This is a genomic window from Pedobacter nyackensis, assembly GCF_900176505.1.
In the GTDB taxonomy this organism is placed as follows: Bacteria; Bacteroidota; Bacteroidia; order Sphingobacteriales; family Sphingobacteriaceae; genus Pedobacter; species Pedobacter nyackensis.
The window spans coordinates 629,745-654,145 of the sequence record NZ_FWYB01000001.1 but is presented as its reverse complement, the minus strand read 5'-3'; the positions used below and the strand labels follow the sequence as shown (position 1 = coordinate 654,145).

Sequence of the window (24,401 nt, the reverse complement as noted above, 5' to 3'; positions counted from 1 at the left end):
TAAGGTCCCTTTTTAATTAGAGATAATTAATCTCAGTACATTGTGAGGTAACATCGCATTGAATCTAATAATATCACCCACTAAAACAACTTTAGAACCATTTGGCGCAGTCGTTTCAATCATATCATATATTCTACCCTGAAAACCACCTGTGTTATTGTACCCGACGGCCAACTGGCCATTAGCTTCCAATATCATAAAACCTTGTCTCAGGTAAGTGCCATATTTATTAAAAGATCCCGCAACTATAATTTTACCATTATTTAACTGACCAGCAAAGGTGGTAATGCCGCCACTAATCGATTCACCGATAAAAGTACTTACTGTAGAACCATCTGCATTTAATAAGGCTAAACCAGAGGAGGCCTTTCCATTAAAAGTTCTAAAACTGCCGGCGATCACAATTTTATTGGTGGAGGCGTTGTACCTTACAGAGTAAACATCTCCATCTGCGCCAACACCAGCATTGAAGCTTTGATCAACCGAACCGTCTAAATTCAGCCTTACAATTCGATTTGCAACTACCCCATTAAATGTACTGAAACTGCCTACCAAAATAAGTTTACCGTCTGCCTGCATCAATGCATCTAAAATGGCACCATTCCCGCCAGCAGCACTTTGTCGTGTCACCTTGTTATAGTGAAAAGTAGAATCCATTGATCCATCTGAATTTACACGAACCATTTGACGCATTCTGGTCACATCATAAACCTTTTCATCATAAGTAGAATTTGGATAATAAATTCGTTTGAAATTTTGAAAATTACCAACAATGTAAACCTGCTCTCCAAGGATAAATGTTTTTCTAACAGTACCATCAACCCCTGCATTAAACGCAGCAACTGTATCTTGATTTTTCCAGGTTTGTTCAGGTTTAGGGTTTACAATAGGCACCAATGAGTTACCTGAAGGATCCATATCTGCAGTCTTTACAGTGTCCAACCTTCCCCTATCATTTAATCTGGTAATATTATTAAGTATTTGTCGGTTAGGCCTTCTAGAATTATAAGATCTGAAATTCCCGGCAATAATATACTTACCACTATGTGTACCGGTAGTTATCCTGTTGATGGAATAGATAGTCCTCGATCCACCCACAACACCCATTCCAAATTCGACGTCAGTAATGATATAACCTCCATCAGGATCTGTTTGAACTAATCCTCCATTAGGTAGCGCGTCAGTACCTTTTTGTTCGAAACTACTGAAGGCACCTGCAAGCCAAAACCTACCAGAGGGCAATACTTCCGCATCATAAACTGTAGTACCACCTCCTTCAGGGGTTCTTCCGGCACCATTTACAATTTTAAATGATGGATCTACACTTACCTTACCACCAATTTTAACAATTGGACCGAAAAAACTTTGATCTTGACTGGTCACCCAAACACTACCTGTGCTGGCGGTTAATGGCACTTTAAACTGAATGGTACTATCTGTGTAATTTAAAACCTCTGCTTCAATCTCATTCACGTATAGCTTGAAATTATCTTTATATTTCATTAAGCCATTTACCATAAGGTTTAAAGTTGCGCCTGCATTTACAATATCAGGGTCCGTAGTTTTTGAGATAAAAGTTATCCCTAAAACCTTTTTACCACCGGCATAAGGATCTTCAGCAAGACCCTGACTTTTTTTGCAGGCAACCATCGTTAAACAACTAAGGCAAACAGCAGTTGCTACAAATAAGCTTTTTCTATATTTTATGTTTGTTAACATTTATCAGTTAATTTAAATTAATGACTCAATTAGCTAAAGTGTTGGCGGCAAAATTCCGGCGGAAATTACCTGATCGATAAATGCATCCCCATTAAATCCGTAACCATGTTTGAGCTTAGTCAACACATGTATTACACCATTTGTAGTCTGAATATCTGATGTTGCAACAGGATTGTTCTGCAATGCAACCTGTGGATTAGACAAATCAGGAATATAAGCCAGGTATAATTGACGATAACCAGCGTAAACAACACCTCCTGCATCATTAAATATTGCCCCAACATTCATGATACGTCCCCCATAAGAGGTATAGTTCTGTCCTGGATAAGCCAAATAAGCAATTGTATCTCTTTGAGGATAATCTTTCAATAGAAAAGTGCCTTTAAAAATATATTGAGAAAGAGTATTTCTCCAAACTTCAGGTTTTATCTGACTGAGTTGAGAAACCGTGTCCTTACCCGTATTTCTTAGATACCGGTTTAATTTATTGATAGATTTAAAAACCGAACCACTTGGCGGCGCAAAAAAAGTAACCTTTTCATTACTCAGTACATCATCCATACCTGCCAAATTGATTACTGTTAGCGTGCTATCAAAAAAAGACTGCTTTGATTTCAGATACTGTAATACCGTTCCATTATACTTTGGATCATGTTTACCTGAATCGAAGTAATACTTTTTACAGCTAGAGAGTAATAGCAGCACAGTCGCTAACACGAGAAAGAATGCCTTATTAATGTTTTGTATTTTCATATTTTTAGTTCCAATAGGTATTACCAACTAATTTAGGATTTGCAGCACGCTCAGTGGCACTTATGGTTAACGGCCAGGTCCAGGCCCCGCTATTAAAGTTTCCAACACTAATCGGGTTTTTTGTATATTCTGTATTAACAGCTCTTTTAGTCCTTACAAGATCAAAGAAAAAATGTCCTTCACCTATCAACTCTCTACATCTTTCTGCATAAATATCATCTTTTAGCGTTTGTCCGGACGAGGTAAACGCAGTCGCCGAAGCTGCACTCCTTACTTGATTTACATACCCCTGGGCTCTTAAGTCATCGTCTAACTCTGCTGCGGCCTCTGCGGCAAGCAATAAGGCGTCTGGTAACCTGAAGATAATAGCGCTATCATCACTATTTACATTTAAATTTGAGCCTGATCCGGTTGCATAAACATTAATGAATTTCTTGAATTGGAAAGTATTATTATCTGCATTGTAATTTTCAAACCAGGCTGAAAGTCGCTCATCAGCGCTTCCTGAAGGAAACAATTTATTGATATAATCCTTTTCATAGGTCATAAAACTAGTCGTTTTAGTAACTGAACCCCGGTAAGGATAATGAGAAAAGAAATAAGAGTAACCGGCATAAGCGGCAAACGTTTCTCCGTAATTATAATCCTGTAAAACACCGAATAGATTTTCTGCTGTTCGCCCCTTAAAAATTTTCATCGTATTACTTGTATTAATTGGCAACAAATAATAGTTTGTATAGGTGGCCATTTCCTCAGCCAATGTTAAAACAGATCTGTAATAATCGGTTTTATCCTTGGTTTCCCAGGCGGCTGCCCACATATTTAAATGCATCAACAATGCTACAGCGCTTGCTTTAGTTGGCCTAAAACCAATTAATGAACTCTCTGTATAGGCTGTTGGCAAGTCATTTTTTGCCGCATTCATATCCGCAATGCATTTTTTCATCACCTCCAGCTGTGGTGTCCTTGCCAGGGCTTTACTATGATAAGCTTCCGTATAGTAAATTGCATCACCAAATAATTTACAAAGAAACATGTAACTTAAATTGCGCATAAAAACGGCCTCAGCTTTATACCTCTTTTTATCATGATCTGATAAGCTCGTAGATGGGACTTTATCAACCTCAACATATAAAATATTGCTTGCTGCAATGATATCATACCAGGCATCCCAGTTCATAATTGTTTTTAATCTGTTATCATAGGTTGTGGTAGCAGTAACTATCGGCTTTAGATTATTCGAAATCAAGCGATTAAACACATTGTTTCCGTCGCTTTCTATGGTACCTACTACTTTGACAAAATTCCCTCTGATATCAAGGGCCGGCATCATTACGTTTCCACCTATTTTACTTTTCAATCTTGAGTAAATACCATTTGTAAAGCCTTCTACATCTTGTTTGGTTTGCCAAAAATTATTTCCGGATAAAGCATCAATCGGTGTTACATTTAGGAATTTTTTACACCCCGGGACCACAAATAACAGGGTCGCTACCATTAGTAAATATTTAATATTTTTCATTGTATCAAAAAATTAAAATTCTATGTTTAAGCCTAATGCAAATTGTTTGGCAAGTGGATATCCACCTGCATAGTCTCTACCTAATGCCGTTACATTTTCAGGATTTGGTCCCGAATAACGGGTTATAAAACCTAAGTTGGCAGCTGTAAAGTTCACACTTACCCTATTCATACCAAACCGCTTGGTAAATGCCTGATTAACGTTATAATATACTTTTACTGAGTTTAGCTTAATGTAAGATCCATCTTCCTGGAACATGGTTTGAGAATATCTAAAAGGATCTATTATCGAGGCCCTCACAAAGTCTAACGGATTTCCATAAGTTGCGACATCTCCAGCATTAGCCCAATAGTTGTACTCAGATAATGGCACTATATTCCCCAATTTAGTTGGCGTACCAAATGAAGCAAATTGAGCAGCCAGACTGTTATTTAAAATGTCTCTTTGAAAGGTAAACGATGTATTTACTTCCAGACTCCATTTTCTATATTGAAACAGGGAAGTAAATCCTCCTGTTACCTGCGGTTGTGAATTTCCCGCTATTACTCTATCAAATTCGTTTAACACATAATTACCATCTAAATCAGTAAATATTGGATCTCCCGCTTTGAAATAATTTAGCAGTGCATTTGTACCAACACGGTATGGCAAACCCGTTAATGGATCTACAGGAACTTGTTTATTCGTAGCATAAACACCCTTCGTATTATACAAGTAATTTGATAACGAGTTAATACCTAACCTGTAATAAATATCCTGACCTAATGAAGTATCATAATAAATTTTTTCACGTAAGCCATCAGGAAGTGCAGCTAATACTTCACGGTTAATGGCCAATGTACCAGTTAAGGTTAATTTGAAAGGGCTGCTGCTATTTAGTGGGCGTCCGGTAGCCTGAAATTCCCATCCATAGTTAACATTACTAATTTCTGTTGAGGCAATCGTATTAAATGAGTTTGAACCAGATAATACTTTCTCCTGAAATATGTTGTCTGTTTGCTTATAATAAGTATCCATGGAGATAGTGAACCGGTTATCAAACAAACCCAAATCAAAACCTGCATTGTAAGTGGTTGCTTTAGTTGGCTCCAGACTTAAATTAGGTAGGAAATTCAAATCTGATACGATGGTGTTACTATTATTATAACGGTCACCACCATAATATTTACCATAAGCCTGATAAATATCTCCGTTTGGTGTAATATTAGAACCATAACTTAAACGAATATCACCGTAATTCAGCCAGGATACGCCATCTAAAAATTTCTCTCTATCGAAATTCCATTTTACCGAAATGGCGGGGTTTTTCTTATAACCCGCATTAGGGCCATTAGTTGACAGCCCGTCAACACGGTAGTTAAAATCTAATACATATTTTTGTTTATAATTATAAGAGAATGCACCTGCAAAAGCGATGGTCCTCAGATCATTGTACCTAATCGTTCCACCCTTGGATAAGATATAACTGCTCATAACGGTTAATGGTCCTCTCAACTGGTCATTCACACCTTTATCATTCATGATCGCATCAGCCTTAAAAAATGAGGATCTTAACTCAGAGAATGCAAAAAGTGAGAAATTATGAGCATCTTCTCCCTTTTCTTTAAGTGCATATACATAGGTAAGCTGATTACGATTATATAAGGTTGTCGATCTATCATTATAGGTATAATACTCCGATTGATTTGAATTCAATAGCGCCGGAGAAAAATTGTCTTTCGTTGATGATTGTCCGTTATAATTTAGATATGACGCTAATTTAAAGTTCTTTAAAATTTCGTATTCAGCATTCACTGTGGCCGTGGTAATCAATACTTTATTGTCATTATCAGTAGTTAAGGCCCCCAATACGGAGTTAACCGAAGAGTAAAGTGAAGGGGCTGGTAACAGCGAAGACGAACTACCCCCTGTAGCTACTCCGGCATTTTGAAGTCCATTTCCACTTCCTGTTTGCTGCTTTTGTATGGAGTTGTTTAGCTGACCTTCGAGTTTAAACTTTCGACTCGGGCTGTAAGTCATATTCATATTCAGGTTATAGCGGGAATAGCCTGTGTTTTCCTGGATTCCCTTCTCATCGTAAATACCCAAGGCTACTTTGTAATTAAAGTTCAAGTCACCACCGGACATGTTTAAATTATGCGTTTGGTTAAACGTAGGCCTGTAAAAATAAGACTGCCAATCTGTTGAGTTATTATAATAAGCATTTAAGCTATCAGCCAGAAAAGGTGTAGAATTAATTAAATCTATGGCGTGGTTTGCCGAAGTATCGTAACGAAGAATTTGATCAATCCTTAGTAAACGTTCGTCCTTACCTCCAATCACGGTACGTAATTGAGGAACACTTGACATAAATCCCGATCCGTTGTAGCGAATCACCGGGACTTTGGAACTACCGCGTTTAGTGGTAATCATAATTACCCCGTAAGCTCCTCTTGATCCAAAAAGTGCTGTTGCAGCCGCATCCTTCAAAACCGTTATATCTTCGATATCCTCAGGTGGAATCTGAGAGGCCGGAGATACACCAGGTCCTGCTTGCTGAAAGCCATATGAAAAATTACTGTTGTCATCCACAGGTACGCCATCGATTACGAACAATGGGGATGTTGGGGTTAGAAATGATGAGTTTCCAGATCCGGATACATTGATATTTGAAATACCACGAATCGTTACACTACCTCTAAAACCAGGAGCACCGCTATTATTTTGTATGTTCAAACCCGCTACCTTACCCTGTAATAGAGACATTACATCACCCGCCGGCTGACCTTGAATGTCCTTTCCGGAAATGGTTACCGCAGAACCTGTATTTAATGTCTTAGTTTTAGTTTGATAACCTGATTTGATCGTCACCTCGTTTAGTGCCTTACTATCAGTAACTAAAGAGACACTAATGTTAGTTCGGTTATTAACTTTTACCGTAACCGGGGTGTAACCAACATAGCTAAAAGTTAAGGATGCATTACCTGGCACCGAAACTTTAAACTTACCATCCGATCCTGTACTACCTACTGAAACGCCTCCACTAGTGATGTTAGCTCCAGGTATTGTTTCTTTTGATTTTGACGAGCCATCATGTACTACGCCGGTTACAGTTATGCGTTGTTGAGCTATAGCTAGCTCTTGCAAACCAAAAATCAATAAAATAACTATGGTGTAAAAATACTTCATTGGAAATATGTTTTGTGTTAATTTATATTGTTCCATTAATCATTATCAAATTTTGGTTTATCCCTCTTAAACCAGAATGTAATCTCCCAGTCGCCCTTTTCATATATATTAAAGTTTAAGGCCAAATGACATTGCTGAAGCACATTACCAAATCCCAGTCTGTCAAATTTGAAAACCATTCTGGCTTGCTCACCGGATGAAGTGGTGTACCTGGTTGGATAAGCGCTACAAGGAATTGGATAAGCCACATCGTACCTTACTTTAGTAGCATCCTTAACCATGTTAAAACCATGCACTAAATTTTTCCAATCTGTGTTTTCAAACTTATCAGGATTGATTGGATTAGATAATGTATCGACAAATTTGATCGTTAAACTATTACCATTTCCTGCTTTTTTAAATAAGACCTGCACATCATCTCTTGTATTGAACGGCTGCCCCCGCTCACCGGTAATGGATACACTTGTTGGGTTAACAGATACCGAGGTGCCCTGGCCTGTAACCGGGTCTAAATTTGATGGTTCATATGAGCGTTCACGTAAAGGACGTAAACGAAAATTCTGAAAATACTTTCTTCCTCCTGAATTGGACATTTCCACGTCAAAAACATAACCCGAATCTGGCTGCGCTTTAATCATATTTGAATTCGCGGCAGCCCACATGATAAACTCACCAGAGTGTGGCCTTACCTCAAATAAGGGGTGGTTTTCTATGGTTCGCTTAGCTTCAATCTCCGCCAGCGACTGTTCTCCACCATCATAAGCTGTTTTCCAAACGGTTACAGGATAATTTTTCGTCAACTCAGGTGCCGGCTCTCCATTAAAAGTTCTCATGTTTACAATTTTGAAATCTAATGGCCTGCTGGAGTTTCCATATTGAAAGTTATTGGCAAACAATGTGTTTCTACCCAAAACCGGTTGATACGAATATTCGGTGTATTGTGTATCGTTGGCTATTGAAAGCCTTTCCGTTGGCAAATTCTTTCTGCACGACGATAATAGTACACCGCCCATTAATACAGTTAATGCTATTTGTAATGTATATTGAATATTTTTCATTGGGTCCTATTTAGTTATTCAATCTTAACGTGAATTCATCAAAGCCAAAATTGTGCATCGGTGTTAAGATGTTAATGGTGGCATTATTTGTTTTGATATTTACAGCATTAGTTGTAGTAGTAATCCAGTCGGTGATAAAAGTAGAGAAAAAGGGATCACTGAAATTTAATACAGCTGCTCCTCCTCCCTGATAACCCGCAGAGCTCAATTTTTCATACCTGGCATGCATAGGGTACTTGGTTATAATTGATTCCAACAATATCCCATCAAGATTACCTACATAAGCGTCTGTTGTTCTATTTCCTCTAATGATGTACTTGCAAAGCATGAATCCCAACTCATTAATATCTGCATCGGCTAAATATAAAGGTGCTTTACCTTGGCCTTTACGCACCTGATTCAGGTATTTAATTGCTCCTTCAAAATTTTTATTAACGGGCGCAAAAAGTGTCAATTGCGCTGTTCTCAATGAATCCTGTAGAAAAGGATAACGATCCAATACCAGCAATAAGGAATCAAAGGTGCCTTTCGGTTGAGCCTTAAGATAATCCATGGCTGTACCATTAAACGTTTGAACCGTATTAACATAGTCGTAATAACGCGATTCGCTTTTTTTACATGCAACAAAGCATAAGCAAATGAGCCCTAAGAGAAAAAATGTGCTTCTTTTATTTGTTAAATTTTTCATTCTATATCTGATTAGGTGAGTTATTGCCAATAAGAATTTTGGGTAATTGACGAATTTGCATTAATTACATCTTGAGATACTGGCCAATAGATCCCCCCCGCTGCTTCAAATTGTTTAAAGGTCATCTGCTGACCATTTTTAGTCGCAAAAACCTGGTTAGAATTTTTAATCCTGTTATACCTTACGATATCATACCATCTCCAGCCCTCACCCATTAGCTCTCTCCTTCTTTCTCCAAAAATTTCAGCTATTAAATCTGTCGTAGGTGAAGAGATTAAGGTAATCCCCCTCAAACTACTAGCCTTATTTAGTGCTATCAAGGCTTCGTCTTTTTGTCCTAAAACAGCTAATGCCTCAGCCCTTAACAGGGTTATCTCTTCCATACGACTAAACACCATTGAAGAACTGAATAAAGTCACATCTCCTGAAGTATTGGATGGATAAATAACTTTTATTTTATTGAAAATTGGTCTTTCTGATTCGGAATTATAAAAATAATTTGTCCTGTATATACCGGTCAATGGATTAATGCTATAGCGCAGATCTCCAGGAATCGGAAATATCTTATTGATGCTATCTTTTGTCACAAACATTTCAGGCGTTGCTTTTGGAATAAATGGAGCCGCTAAAGTCAACTGCTCAATATGTCCGTTGGCTGTGGCTAAGCCATTACCCGCTTCAAAAGGAAAACCAACCATTAAATTCGCCCTTTTATAAGCAAATGGACTACTGCTATTTTCATTTTCCGTTAATGCCTGTATATTAATATAACTTAATGAATTTGCTCCATCTACAGAAACCTGAGTAGACTGATTGTCTAATACGAATTTCGAATAATTTGCTACATCCATATAGTTTCCTTGCCAGGCAGCAATGTGAGCCAAAATAATATATGCTGATAATCGGGTAAAAAGGACACCATTCCATGCAGTCCAGCCAGCACCATAGTATAAGCCAGGCATTATTGGATCAGTTCCTCCATATCTAAATGGTACAACCTTTGCAGCAGCCAGCAACTCATTCGTAGCAAAAGCCAAAACTTTTTGTTGAGACGTTCTTGGAAGCTTCACAAATTCACCATCATGTGAGGAGGTTAACAAGGGCACATCCCCCCAAATTCTGCTCATGTAAAAATAAGCAAAGCCCCGAAGCATTCTGGCCTGAGCAATATCTACCTCATTGTTCAATTTAGTATAACGAGGATCCAGCGCATGGATCTCTTTTGATCTTTCTATAAAAAGACTAGCTGCATTTATTGCGGCATAAAACGCTCTCCAGTTTGTAATTCTATTAATTACCGGATAGGTCGCATTTAGCTTTCCATTTACAATAGCCTTTAAATCTACACGGTTGGTAATAGCGAAATCACCTTGTCTTAAATCCCCCATTAACCAGTGTGCATTATCGGCAACTGTTGCTGAACGAAGTAAACCATATATAGATAATAAATTGGCTCTGGCATCTTCCAAAGTTTTCCAATTGGTTTCTTCTGTAGCTAATCGTATAGATGATACATCGTCAATTTTCTTGCATGAAAAATTCCCGAAACTGATTAGTAGTACAAAAATTGCAATACAAGATTTGTTGAAACTACTTCTTTTATTGATTATATAATTCATATTAATTCTATAATTATTTTATAAATCCAGTTTAAAACCTAAGACGAACGTTCTGGGGATAGTTAAATTAGCACCATCATAATACCCGTTATAATTCACCAGCTCCGGATCTGCACCTGAAAAATCAGTAATTGTCAATACGTTCATTGCGGTTGCATATAAATATGCCCTTTTCAAATTACCACCTGCTTTTTTAAACAATGAAGTTTTACCAAAATCGTAACCTATAGTGACCGATCTCAATTTCATATATGACGCATTCTCCAGGAATAGACTTTGGTCTACCCGGTAGGCATCAACATCACTCCAGGGGTTATAAATAGGATAAGCTTTTTCATTGTCGAATATTTGCCATGAAGAAACCTCTTTAACAGAATTAATATCGTTACCTGCCTCACGATTAATAAAGCCATAACGGGTTGCCTCATATTGATTAATCGCTTTATGACCTAAAGCAAATATGAAATTGAAATTCAGATCGAAACTTTTGTAAGCTAATGTATTATTCCAACCGCCTACAAATTTCGGCAATCTATCACCGGTTAAGATTTTATCCTTACCATCTATTCTGTTATCTCCATTGTAGTCAACCCAGCTTGGGTCTCCTGCTTTCATTTCTATGCCGTTAAATGTTCTTCCTGCCGGAACTTCTGCATTAGTATTATAGATACCGTTGTTGGTATACAACCAAAAACTACCAACCGGCTTGCCAACAACAAGTTTATTGTTACCAATGATTACTTCAGTTAAACCATCTGGCAACGCTTTAAGCTCGTTTTTGTTATAGTTTACATTAGCTATAGTATTCCAACTCAGACCATTAGGCGTACTGAGCACTAAGCTATTCAACATCAATTCTAAACCTTTATTATTAATGTTCATTCCTGATCTATGATTAAGACCATAACCGGTCTCAAATGGCACAGGCATCCCAATAATCTGGTTTTTATCATCTCTATTATAGGCTGTAATTGCCGCATTAACTCTATTATTGAAGAAAGAGGCATCTAAGGTGATGTTGGTCCGTTCAGCATAAGGTAAGGTTATGCCATAACCGATAAATCCACTTTCATAAGGTCTGTTAATTCCTAACCTACCACCATAACCAGGTATAGTAGGTTCTTCAAACCATCCGTTTTCCGAGCGGTACTGAGGTCCGGCAGCATATCTGTCATCAAGAAAAATCCTAATATTTCTTCCCCAACCTGCACTAATATTAAGTTTACCAAAAACAGTATTATCTTTAAAGAATTGTTCCTTAAGATTGAAATCAGCATTAAAAGCTGGAGTGGTTACCCATCTGCTATCCGGTTGCCCATTTGATGATCCATCTCTTCTTAGTAGCAAACTTACATCCAACAGGTTTTTGTAGCTGTATTTTGCAGCGCCAAAAAATGACATCAAGTTATTTCTTTCTTTATCTATATACCTGAAAACGTAAAAACCTCCTGCAGCCAAAGTATTCAAATAGTCACCACTTCCGGAATTTCCGTCGACCAAATTTAATTTCACATAATCACTCGGTCCATTGTAGGCCCTGGCATAATTATATTTATAAGTATCTCCCTGTAAACTCTGTCCAATTTCAAAATCAACAGTGTGCTTAGCATTAATTTCAAGCTTATAAGAAGCTGTATTATTTACCGATAAACGCTGACTATAACCGAAATAGTTGGAAACATAACTTACCCCATCCATAAGCGTTGATGGCGTGAAATAATCTCTGACACCTTCATTGTAATCAAAAATTAAGCTTGATGAAATGATAACTTTATTCACCTTAGCACTTAATACCAGGTTACCATTTAAAATTGAAGAGCGGTTGTTATCTACGTTCTTTTCGTTTTCAGTAAGATAACCTCCATAAATAGACGAATTTGGAGACAACGGACTTGATAAATCGGGGATATACCTTGTTTCAGCAAAACGATCCCTTAAACTCTTATTTCTAAATCTATCTAAACGGGCCGCATTTACTGTGCTGGAAATAGTAAACCATTTGAATGGTGCCATATTGATACCAAAAAACAAATTGTACCTATTGATTTTTGTATCATCGGCATTACCAGCATTTTCAGTACCTGAACCATAAAATCTAAAATTGGCTCTATCACCACCGCCGGTAATTCCTAAATTGGCAGAAACAATTGGCGTGTTTTTATAGTATAAATCATTCCAATTTGATGGACCATAATATGAAGTATTGGTCGAATCCTTTAGGTAAGATGCATAATCAGCATAATTTTCTGCTGATGCATATTTTTGATAGAAAGGCTTCCTGAAATTATTTTCGTAAACACCATTAACTGTGTTTACATTAGGTGCAGTTACAAAACCGAAATAAGAATTTAAGCTGATGTCTCTCAGCCCTCCTCTGGCATTTTTTGTAACTATGTATATAGCACCATTGGCCGCATTTGGACCTAGCTTAGCTAATTCCAAAGGATCCTTCACTACAGCTATAGATTGTATGTTATCTATATCAATTTGCGACAGCAAATTTGTAGCAGGGCCAATCCTGTTGTAATCGTATTTTTGTACATCAAAAGCAAAGGGATTGTCTTGAACTAACGGAACACCATTTAAATAAACTGCGGGCTGTAACGCATAAATGTCTCTTTTTGTAAATAATAACCCTGATGCACCCTGTACCAGCATACTTTGTTCAGTTCCTGGTTCACCATTTGGCTCCTGCACATAAACACCAGCTAAATTTCCTTTAATAATTTGTTGCAACGACAGGTTCGGGACCGAAGCAGATGAACGAATATTAATCGTATCACGTACAGTTTTAAACTTCTGCAGTGCCTTAACCATCTGACCAATTGTATCAGTTTTAATGGAATTGGATAAATCCTTTTTGGCCTTGGTAGTATCTTGTTGAACGATAAAATAGCTTTTATCAGGCATCTTATACCCGGTCTTGCTGGCGTATAAAGATTGTAATCCAAAAACAGATAAAAACAAGGTAAAAGAAACGCTTGTATAAATTTTAACCATTTTAATAGTTTAATTAAAGTTTAGTGTTAAAAAAATCCTGAATGTTAAATACCAATAAGAAATTACTCGAGTGAGATTATTGGAGAAATACTAATCGTGAAGTAGTATTTTATTGAAAATGCCCATTTTTGGGAAAAGAGTAGTTGTTTTTGTCATATTTGTTTGGTTTTGGTTTGGTTGGGTTTTGGTTGGTTGGTTGGTTTAAAAATTCCTTGCATTATTCAGATAACGAACTTTCAGTTTATGTCCTTTGGTTAAGATCAAAAATGAAATTATCCTCTTAAATTGGGGGTAGGTAATTCGGTTTATAAAGGGGGATATTTTGTTTTTATTAGGTAAACATTCTTCATACGCTTCTAATAATTTGGTTAATACGAGTCAAACATTTCAAGGTCATACAATAACTGGTTAGGTTTAAAATTGATTCTAATAATCAATGGTTTAGTGTAAATTTGAGGCTATTAATTGGTACGTAACACCGACAATCCTGTTTAATATGTAGGAATATCTTATTTTAAATGAAGGTTTATCCCAACAACTAATATTCTACGTGGTAATCTTTCTTAAATGGTTGTGCGCTCCAGGCTTTTTTCGAAGTCCAGTCTGCTGCCGGATCTGTCCAGAATTTATGGTCTGCAGGCAAGCCCAAAGGCAGGAATCCAAGCGTTGCCATATATAGACTTCCAGTTGAAGTATATCCATCAGCAATACCAGGCTGAGCGCCACAAAAACCTAGAACCAGCCAACCGTCTTTATCAAAATTGTTGTACTGATCGAACATGCGGTGCATCACCGCTGTTACTCCGCAGCGAACCTGAGCCGGACTAATCCCTGAAGGTAGCTTATCCATTAATGCGACCTGGCCCAAAGCCTGAAACGCTGCAGTACGATAAGTTACAGATCTGCCCATAGGCGGATAAGTTCCATCCGGCCCTATAATGCGCTCAGAAAACTCCGAATAACGGATCATACGTTTTACCGCAGTGTCATATGCCTCCACATTCACTCTTTTTTTATCTGATAATACTTTAAAAAAATCAACCAGCATCGGATGGATAACATAAGAATTGTAATAATCCATACTAAAACTAGGCCCGTCACTATACCAGCCATCGCCCTGATACCATTCTATAATTTTTCTTTTGGCAAATTCTATACGTACCGGATCAGTCTGCTTTCCAATACTCATTAAAAATGCTTCATTGATTCCTGCGAAAAGCAACCAGTTGTTATAAGCTCCGGTTCTGGTACGCAAGGCCATAAACTCCTCTGCTATCCTGCCTTTGGTAACCGCATCGAGAGGCTCCCATAATGCCTTTGGTGCTCTTAAAAAGGCCTGAGCCATATAAGCCGCATCAACTATGGGCTGACTTTCAGTCCTGAAATTCAAATAATCAGGATTAGCCGGGTCAACAGCGTTTGCAATTCCCTTTAAAAGCGCTATACGTAGCTTTTTACGCATCTCCCCTTCCTTTGTATCATCATCAGGTAGCGCAAGCCATGGTGCAACTCCTGCCATTGTACGCCCTACCGCCTCCAGGTAGGTTACTTTTTTAAAAAAATCAGTCTTTTGCCCTGGAGGTACTTCAACAGGCATATGCTGTTTTAATGTCCCATTAGCCAGATTAAGTATTATCGGCGACGATATTTTATATAATAAATTTGCCCAATACTCACGATCCTGAGCCCCGCTAACGACTGTAGACGACTTCTTTTTCTTTTGTTGTTGTTGTTGTTGTTGTTGTTGTTGTGCAACAAGGGAAGTATTGACGGTAAAAGATATTACCGCAAGCAAAAACGCGAATTTAAATTTCTTCATTATTTCTTTTTATGATTTACTAACTTCAAAAATTCTATTTGTCCCAGGCGAGACCTTTACAGTAAAGCGAAGCGATTGCGGTTTTTCACCACTATATTCTACTTCCGAAGGGATCAACAACCCGGACGCCCCATCTCTCAGTACTAATTTATAGGGACTAATTTTTTTTAGCTTTCTAGATAAATCCTCCCATTTAACCTCAATTGTTTGCTCTTTTTCTAATGAGGTTTCATTGTATATCTCTGTTACAAACACATCCTTTTTATGGTTTATGTACATAGGGATGATTTCGCTGCCTGCCAATAAAAAAGCACCTACTCCATATACATCTGTATCATCATATCCAACTTTATCAGGAGCAGCGCCCTGAGCTTGTACAAATCCTAACTTTCCATCAGGGTGTACTGAAGATTTTAGGGCAGCCCATGCTTTAGAAACTACAGGCTCATATTTCTTATAAGAAATAAGGCCATTATTAATACCCCAGGCCATCGCGTAACAAATAAAGCCAGTACCGCTTGTTTCTTTTACAGGGAAACTATTCGGATCCAGCAAACTCGCATGCCAGCTTCCATCTGCCTGTTGCAGTGAAGCCAGCTTCTCCGACATTTTTACATAGAGCTTTACCAGCTTTTTACGTTCCGGATGATTTTCAGGAGTTACTGACAATAGACGTGCTAAACCTCCAATTACCCAACCATTACCCCTACTCCAGAATACTTTAGTTCCATTTTTTTCCTTCTTATTAAAGTAACGACTGTCTCTATAGTAAAGGCTTTCGTCCTTATCATATAAATAAACAGTAGATTTCCACCAGAGGGCTATTGATTTATCCAGGTATTTGGAATCTCCTGTCGTTTGCGCTAAATAACCCAAAGCCGGTGGCCCCATAAATAAAGCATCACACCATGCCCATTCGCGGGTATAAATTCCATTTTTCCATTCCAGACTTTCCGAATGTGGTAGTGTAACAATGGTATCCGCTAAAGCTTTAAACTTCTGAATATATTCCGGCTTCTTATAAATCGTATGCAACTGCGAATAAAGTTGACCTACGCAATAATCATCTGCAAAATGCCTGTACTTACCTGTATCCCATTTGTTATCTACACCTACTTGTATTAACTTATGATAATAATTTTCGTCATTAGCCAGCTTAGCCCAGGCCATCATGCCGGTATACATGGCCCCACTGGTCCAATCCTTTTTATGATTTTTCCAGCCATTAGTTTCAAGGGTGTTCCATTGCCAATCAGCAACTTTCTGCATTAATAAATAAGAGGAGTCCGTTTTCAATATCTCATTCTGTCCCTTCACAATTACTGTCCCAAAACAGAAAAGGATCAAAACGGATAAAAATGTTCGTTTGTACATTTGCATCAAAGGTTTAATTCGGTTTTATGTTGATAATTCTCACAAGAAAAGAATACAGAATTCATTTCTATCTGTCGGCTAAAACTTACAGATGTGAAACACAAAAATGATGTAATCAGTCTAAAGCGACGGTGGGTAATCCTGTTGATAATGGAAGAATATTTTATTTTTCCGCTTCTATTAAGGTTTTTAGCCCTATATTTAGAGTGGTTTCTTTCCAAATATTTCTGCCAAATGCACAACCATCTGAACTCGGGATTATGTCGAACAGTCTTTATCCTGTTTTTTTCTAGCCCATTTTTTTATGTGAATGCCCAAAAGCTAAGTTTTAATTCCATAAAAGTCAGCGATGGACTTTCGCAGAGTTCAGTTCTTGATATCACTCAGGATGGTTATAGTTTCATGTGGTTTGCTACCAGATATGGTTTGAACCGATATGACGGGACACGTTTTAAGATATACAAATCGCTACCGGGTGATACAACATCTTTAAGCAACAACTATATCAATACCTTATATTGTGATAACCGAAAAACCTTATGGGTAGGTACATCAACAGGTTTAAACAAATATAATGCGGTAACTGATAATTTTCAGCGGATAAATTTTTACAAAAAAAAGGCAGTAATACGACCTAATGTATCATGCGTTTATGAAGATCCGAATGATAATCTATGGGTTGGCACAGATAAAGGTCTATACGTGTTAGGCAACGGACAAAAAAACGCATTTGTAAACGTAGATAAATTAGGTTTAGACGACGGGTTGATGAGCCCTGAAGTCTTGAGCGTTTACCAGGACACGCAGGGATATATGTGGATTGGTACAAATAAGGAGTTGATCAGGTTTCGATACAACAAAAAAATCTCAGCCATCGAAATCTTCAGACATTTACCAGGCGATCTGAACAGTATAAGTGACGGACCTGTCAAGTCTATTGTAGAAGACCACAAGGGAAACCTTTGGATCGCATCGAGAACAGGCGGACTTAACCGTTTTAACCGCGCCTCACAAACCTTTGAGCATTATGTTCACCAGAGTGGCAATCAAAACAGTATTCCACATAACTCCATCAGAAAAATGATCCTGAATAAGGATGGTAATCTTATTATCGGGACACAGGAAGGGATAAGTATATACAATACACAAAAAAATAGCTTTACAAATTACCAGAATCATATTGATGACCCTTTGAGTCTGAACCAGAATTCCATTTATGGTATTTTTGAAGATAAAACAGGTACCATATGGGTAGGCAGTTATTTTGGAGGGGTAAGTGTTTCCTATGGTGTCAAAACTACGTTCAAGACGATAATCAGCAATGCCAATAGCACCAGTATAAACCATAATGTTATCCGTTCAATTGTTGGCGATGCCAACGGGAATTTATGGTTTGCAACAGAAGGAGGAGGATTAAATTATTTCGATAGGCAAGCGCAGCGGTTTAAATATTACGTTAATAATTCAGCAGATCCGACAAGTTTAAGCACAAATCTCCTAAAAGCGACGTATATTGATAATGATAATCACTTATGGGTTGGTACCACTGGAGCCGGATTGAATTTGTTTGATCCCTCAAGCGGTAAATTCAAACGTTTCCTTTTTGGAATGAATGATTTTGAAATTAAACGCACTGCCGTAACCACTATTCTGGAAGATTCCAGAAAGAAATTATGGATTGGTGGACTAGGGGTTAATCGGGTTTACCAACGTGAAGGAACTACTCTTAAAGATATCACGCCACCGATTTTCAAAGAGTATTTTAAAGATAAAATCATTCAGAAGTATTATGAAGATAGAAATAAGTACCTATGGATAGTTACGGGTCAGGAAATTCTCTTGTATCATCAGGATAAACAAACTTTCAGCACCATCTGCTCTGGACCAAAAGACCTCGAAACGATAACTTTCAATACTTTGGCCGAAGACCATGATGGTAATATATTGATCGGTTTATATTATGGAGGACTCCAGGTTTATAGTCCTAAAACAAGAAAGATTACTGCAAAATATACCACAACAGATGGACTCTGCAATAATAATGTACTGAGTATTGTTGAAGATAAACAGCGAAACTTGTGGATTAGTACCATAAATGGCTTGTCGAGGTTAAAGCCAGACCGTAAAACGTTTCAAACCTATACAATGACTGATGGTCTGGCCGGAGATGAATTCAATTTCAATTCATTGTACAAAACAGAAAACGGAACGCTTTATTTGGGTGGTCTAAATGGCATTACCTATTTTAATCCAGAAGAAATTGAACAGAATAATTACCATGCTCCCTTGAGTTTTATAGGTTTAAGACTATTCAACCATAAAGTAGAAAAACCAGGTGAAAAAGATGGAATACTTCAAAAAAACATCATATTTAGTCCTAAACTCACCTTTAATAGTGATCAAAATGTCTTTACCATTGAATTTGCGCTGCTGAATTATATCAAATCCAAAAAGAACAAGTATGCCTATAAACTTCAGGGTATCAACGAAAACTGGAATGAAACCTATTTACCCGAAGCTACTTTTACAAACCTTCCCGCAGGAGAATATGTGTTTTCTGTAAAAGGAGCAAATAATGATGGCATATGGAGTGAACCGGTCAATATCTCAATAAAGATTTTACCTCCACTATGGAAAACCTGGTGGGCATATACCATATATGCTATTTTGCTAGGTATAATCACCTTCTTCTTTGTCCGCTTTTTTTACCTTAGACAGCTCTTAAAAAGAGATGAAGAACTTCATCAGTTAAAGCTCAATTTTTTCACTGATGTATCCCATGAGATAAGATCCCATTTAACATTGATTATGGTGCCACTTGAAAAAGTAATTGAGGACACCGTAAGTAATATACAAGTAAACAAACAGCTGACTTACATTAAGAAAAACACAGACAGGTTGGTGAGGTTGGTCACAGAGTTAATGGACTTCAGGAGGGCTGAAACAAACAATTTAAAATTAAACTTCTCTGATCATAATATTATCGATTTCCTGGAGGAAATTTATGATTCCTTCAAAGAGGTATGTGCCAGAAAGCATATCAGTTTATCATTCTTTCATGTCGAAAAGGAGCTGCTTGTCTCATTTGAAAAGGGCCAAATGGAAAAGGTTGTCTTCAATTTATTAAGTAATGCCGTAAAATTCACACCAGAACATGGAAGTATCATACTGACCATTGATAAGCAATCAAATTCCGTAGTCATAAGTGTAGCGAATACCGGAAAGGAAATTCCACCTGAATACCATGACAAGTTATTTACGAATTATTACCAATTGGATGAACAGCCTCAAAATATTGGTTATGGTATTGGCCTCGCTTTAAGTAAGCGTATTATCGAGTTGCACCATGGAACCATATCCGTTAAAAGTGAAGAAGGGAATACTTGTTTTACAATTAGAGTGCCTATTTCCCATCCTCAAAATACATCTTCAGTGCCGCTAACCGTATTACACAACCCTCAGCACAATCAGTTTGATGAGCAGACTTTACAACCTGACAATTATCCTGGCCGGGAAGTGGGAAAATTCAGCGTCCTGGTTGTAGAAGATAACCCAAAGCTACGCGCACTAATAAAAAGCATTCTTGAAAAAGAATATAAAATATTAGAAAGTGTGGATGGGCTGACCGGACTGGAAATGGCAAAAAATGAAATTCCGGATCTGATTATTAGTGATATCATGATGCCCAACAAAAATGGGCTAGAGCTTTGTCAAGACATAAAAACTGACGAAAGAACCAGCCATATTCCGGTAATATTGCTTACCGCTAAAAGCTCTCAGTCTGATCAGATTAGCGGATTAGCTATGCGGGCTGATTTATATTTAACCAAGCCATTTAGTAAACATGTGTTGCTCTTGAATGTACGTAATATACTGGAATCAAGAGAACTAATCTCCGCCAAATACCGTCAACAATTTCTTTTTGAGCCAAAAAACATTACCATAAATAACCTGGATGAACAATTTTTGTCTAAACTTATCCAGATCATTGAAGAGGGAATGGAAAACCATGAATTCGGCGTAGATATATTGTCGGATAAAATGGGCATGAGTCAATCGGTATTGTATAAAAAGATTAAGGCCCTTACGGATATGACCGTAAATGATTTCTCGAAAAGCATACGCTTAAAAAAAGCTGCTCAACTGCTCAGTCAGAAAAACCTTCCTGTATCAGAAATTGCTTATCTGGTAGGTTTTCTTGACAGTAAGTATTTCACTAAAGAATTTAAAAAACAATTTGGTGTACCTCCAAGTCAATACCATGCCCCCTCCTTTTCAGAGTAATTTACCAACACATTCTATTAAACGCACATAATTTCTTAAATTTGCAGTTGTATTAAGAATGTATCTATAAACAGCATACTTTAAATATCAGGAACGGATTTTGGATTATTTAGCAGGTTTAAACCCCCAACAACGCGCAGCAGTAGAGAACACACAAGGCCCGGCAATGATCGTTGCAGGTGCAGGCTCCGGAAAAACAAGAGTAATCACTTACAGAGTGGCACATTTGATTGAAAAAGGAGTCGATCCCTTTAATATCCTTGTACTTACCTTTACCAACAAGGCTTCCAAAGATATGCGTGAGCGTATCATGAAAGTAATTGGTGCCGAGGCAAAGAACATCTGGATGGGTACATTTCACTCTGTATTCTCTAAAATATTAAGGGTTGAGGCTGAAAAGATTGGCTATCCTTCTAACTTTACTATTTACGATACAGACGATAGTAAAAGTCTGATCCGTACCATCCTGCGCGAAATGCAGCTGGATGATAAACTATATAATGCAAACTTTGTATACAACCGCATTTCCTCAGCAAAAAACAACCTTGTTTCCCATACAGAATACATGGAAAATTCTGAAATTCAGGCAGAGGATGTAAGCAATAAAAGACCTTTAATAGGGGTAATTTATGAGACATACACCAAACGCTGCTTTAAAGCTGGCGCTATGGACTTTGACGATTTGTTGTTCAAAACCAATGTATTGTTAAAAACACACCCTGACGTACTGAACAAATACCAGCAGAAATTCAAATACCTGATGGTAGATGAGTACCAGGATACCAACTTTTCACAGTATACTATTGTTAAAAAATTGGCTGCTGCTTATCAAAACATCTGCGTAGTAGGTGATGATGCACAGAGTATTTATGCTTTCAGGGGTGCAAATATCCAGAATATATTAAACTTTGAACGCGATTATCCGGAGTTGAAAGTATACAAACTGGAGCAAAACTACCGTTCAACGCAAAATATTGTTGAAGTGGCAAATAGTATCATCGCCAACAATAAAAATCAATTAGAGAAGAACGTATTCTCTGACAACGAATCTGGCGACAGGATCAAGGTACAACGCGCATTTACCGACAACGAAGAAGGTAAAATCGTTGCGGATGCTATTGTACAGGAACGCAGCACTAAAGGCTATAACTACAATGATTTCGCCATTCTTTACAGAACAAATGCCCAGTCAAGGGCAATGGAGGAGGCCTTAAGGAAACTTAACGTACCTTATAAGATATATGGTGGACTATCCTTCTATCAGCGTAAAGAGATTAAAGATTTAATCGCTTACTTCAGATTAACCTTTAATCCTGCGGATGAAGAAGCCATCAAAAGGGTAATCAATTATCCAAAAAGAGGGCTTGGAGACACTACTGTTGAAAAGATCAGTGTGGCGGCCGACCAGCATAACATCACGATGTGGCAGGTAATCTGTAACCCTCAGCAATATATACCAGGAAGAATTGCCAATCAATTGAATGATTTTGCCGTAATGATCCAGAGTTTCAGCGCAGAAGCAAAGAAACTGGATGCTTATGAGACTGCCTTATATATAGCACAACACTCTGGAATTTTAAAAGAACTTCATGCCGATCAATCTGAAGAAGGTCGTGGCAGACATGAAAATATACAGGAATTGTTAAATGGTATTAAGGAATTTGGCGAGCGTGAAGACATTGAAGACCGTAGTCTTGCTGTCTTTATGCAAGACATTGCCTTATTAACCAATGACGATAAAAAAGACGACAAGGAGAAGGATACCGTTTCATTAATGACCATCCACTCTTCTAAAGGTCTGGAATTCAAGAACGTTTTCGTGGTGGGACTGGAAGAAAACCTGTTCCCATCACAAATGTCGCTCAATTCAAGAACCGATCTGGAAGAAGAACGCAGGTTATTTTATGTTGCCGTAACGCGTGCAGAAAAGAAACTGACCCTAACCTACGCAACATCACGCTACAGATGGGGAAGCTTAACCAATTGCGAGCCTAGCCGTTTTATCGACGAGATTAATGCACGTTACCTTGAAATTGAAGTAGTTAAACCAGCAAAAAGCAGCTTAGGCGAAGCCAGTTTTAGCGACGAAAAACGCAGCTGGACACAGCAACGTGATACCTTTAGCAAACCAAAGCCTTCCATGTCATCGGGCTCAGGAACAGTTGGCGCACCTCCACAAAGGCCCAAAACAACGTCAATGTTGCCTAAAGCACACGTACCTACACCAGGTTTTGCACCTGATCCAGCCAATGCTTTCCAAAATGGTATGGATGTAGAACATGAAAAGTTTGGTTTCGGAAAAATTATCAGTCTGGAAGGTACCCTACCCGATGTAAAAGCTACTGTATTTTTTCAAGGCCTGGGTAACAAGCAATTGTTATTAAAATTTGCAAAGTTGCGAATTGTTAAATAACCCTTATATTTACAGGACTTACAAGCACTGAATTAAATAAAACTGATTGTAACATATAAAAATCGGCCTTTTGTCGTTATTCCTTTAATAACTGAGCCGATTATAGCCCATTGAGTTTTACTAGAAAAGTAAATGAAACCTGCATAAGCTTACCGCTTACAAACACAATGAATAAGCTTTGCAAGCTTCATAACCTTTAAAAAGCAAATTAGGTACTGATGAAAAAGACTCAGGGAAATCAGAACTATTAGAGAATTTAAAATATTAACGAAAACATATAAATGAATTTCGAATATAACACCACAAGAAACGAGCTGATTTTAGCCGAATATGGCCGTAATGTACAAAACATGGTGAAGTACATTATCGAACTTCCCGATCTTGAAGAACGTAATAAATATGCCCAGGCAGTTATCGACCTGATGGGCTTTTTAAACCCGCATTTACGTGATGTTGCCGATTTCAAGCACAAACTTTGGGATCATTTGCACATCATTTCGGGCTATAAAATTGATGTAGACAGTCCCTATCCAAAGCCTACACCTGAAGATGCATTGGTAAAACCACAGCACATCGGTTATCCTCAACAAAGAATTACCTATAAACACTATGGTAAAACAGTTGAAATGATGATCGAAAGAGCAAAAGCGGTGGATGAACCTGAACGCAGGGCAGCAATGGTGCAAGGAATTGCCAATTTCATGAAAATGGCTTACGTTACCTGGAACAAAGACAGCGTAGCTGATGAGACCATTTTAAAAAATCTTCGCGAGTTATCAGGCGGTCAATTACAACTGGATGAGAACGTTAACTTAAATAAAGTTGAGTTTAAACCACCGGTAGTGAGACCATCAAACAACAACCGTGGAAGAAACAACAGCGGTAAAGGCAGACAAAACAACAATAACAACAACCGTCCTGCCCGCAACAATAATGCTAAACAAAGGCATTAATCTTACCCATTTTTATTTATACATCTTACAA

Annotated in this window: 13 protein-coding genes; 3 read left to right on the top strand and 10 right to left on the bottom strand. The window is 37.8% G+C overall.

Annotation, left to right across the window (positions count from 1 at the left end):
- Positions 1-12 precede the first annotated feature (12 nt).
- The 10 genes from B9A18_RS02665 to B9A18_RS02620 all read right to left on the bottom strand — a co-directional run bounded on the left by B9A18_RS02665 (position 13) and on the right by B9A18_RS02620 (position 16,720).
- Positions 13-1,719: a DUF5008 domain-containing protein gene (locus B9A18_RS02665; protein ID WP_084287111.1), complete on the bottom strand. Its 1,707-nt coding sequence runs from the start codon at positions 1,717-1,719 to the stop codon at positions 13-15.
- Between the two features lie 33 nt (positions 1,720-1,752).
- The gene (locus B9A18_RS02660) at positions 1,753-2,472 is read right to left on the bottom strand and encodes a fasciclin domain-containing protein (protein ID WP_084287110.1); all 720 of its coding nucleotides are present in this window, start codon (positions 2,470-2,472) and stop codon (positions 1,753-1,755) included.
- A gap of 4 nt (positions 2,473-2,476) precedes the next feature.
- Positions 2,477-3,994, bottom strand: coding sequence for a RagB/SusD family nutrient uptake outer membrane protein (locus B9A18_RS02655; RefSeq protein WP_084287109.1), 1,518 nt, complete (start codon positions 3,992-3,994; stop codon positions 2,477-2,479).
- A 12-nt stretch (positions 3,995-4,006) separates the two neighbouring features.
- The gene (locus tag B9A18_RS02650; RefSeq protein ID WP_084287435.1) at positions 4,007-7,162 is read right to left on the bottom strand and encodes a SusC/RagA family TonB-linked outer membrane protein; all 3,156 of its coding nucleotides are present in this window, start codon (positions 7,160-7,162) and stop codon (positions 4,007-4,009) included.
- A gap of 35 nt (positions 7,163-7,197) precedes the next feature.
- On the bottom strand, positions 7,198-8,220 hold the full coding sequence (locus tag B9A18_RS02645; RefSeq protein ID WP_084287108.1) for a DUF5007 domain-containing protein: 1,023 nt from the start codon (positions 8,218-8,220) through the stop codon (positions 7,198-7,200).
- Positions 8,221-8,230: 10 nt separating this feature from the next.
- Positions 8,231-8,908, bottom strand: a complete 678-nt coding sequence (locus B9A18_RS02640; RefSeq protein WP_084287107.1) for a hypothetical protein — start codon at positions 8,906-8,908, stop codon at positions 8,231-8,233.
- Between the two features lie 20 nt (positions 8,909-8,928).
- Positions 8,929-10,527, bottom strand: a complete 1,599-nt coding sequence (locus tag B9A18_RS02635) for a RagB/SusD family nutrient uptake outer membrane protein (RefSeq protein WP_084287106.1) — start codon at positions 10,525-10,527, stop codon at positions 8,929-8,931.
- Between the two features lie 18 nt (positions 10,528-10,545).
- Positions 10,546-13,527: a TonB-dependent receptor plug domain-containing protein gene (locus B9A18_RS02630; RefSeq protein WP_084287105.1), complete on the bottom strand. Its 2,982-nt coding sequence runs from the start codon at positions 13,525-13,527 to the stop codon at positions 10,546-10,548.
- Between the two features lie 538 nt (positions 13,528-14,065).
- Positions 14,066-15,346: a DUF2264 domain-containing protein gene (locus B9A18_RS02625; RefSeq protein ID WP_084287104.1), complete on the bottom strand. Its 1,281-nt coding sequence runs from the start codon at positions 15,344-15,346 to the stop codon at positions 14,066-14,068.
- A gap of 9 nt (positions 15,347-15,355) precedes the next feature.
- The gene (locus B9A18_RS02620) at positions 15,356-16,720 is read right to left on the bottom strand and encodes a glycoside hydrolase family 88/105 protein (RefSeq protein WP_235005217.1); all 1,365 of its coding nucleotides are present in this window, start codon (positions 16,718-16,720) and stop codon (positions 15,356-15,358) included.
- A gap of 306 nt (positions 16,721-17,026) precedes the next feature.
- On the opposite strand from B9A18_RS02620, the gene B9A18_RS02615 reads away from it, so the two are divergent.
- From B9A18_RS02615 to B9A18_RS02605, 3 genes are all read left to right on the top strand, one after another.
- The gene (locus B9A18_RS02615) at positions 17,027-21,004 is read left to right on the top strand and encodes a hybrid sensor histidine kinase/response regulator transcription factor (protein WP_159452588.1); all 3,978 of its coding nucleotides are present in this window, start codon (positions 17,027-17,029) and stop codon (positions 21,002-21,004) included.
- A gap of 100 nt (positions 21,005-21,104) precedes the next feature.
- Positions 21,105-23,417 carry an ATP-dependent helicase gene (locus tag B9A18_RS02610; RefSeq protein ID WP_084287101.1) on the top strand — a complete coding sequence of 771 codons (2,313 nt, stop codon included), beginning with the start codon at positions 21,105-21,107 and terminating at the stop codon, positions 23,415-23,417.
- Between the two features lie 281 nt (positions 23,418-23,698).
- Positions 23,699-24,370 (top strand): DUF4290 domain-containing protein, encoded by a 672-nt coding sequence (locus B9A18_RS02605; protein ID WP_084287100.1) that lies wholly within the window; start codon positions 23,699-23,701, stop codon positions 24,368-24,370.
- The last annotated feature ends 31 nt before the right edge of the window (positions 24,371-24,401 follow it).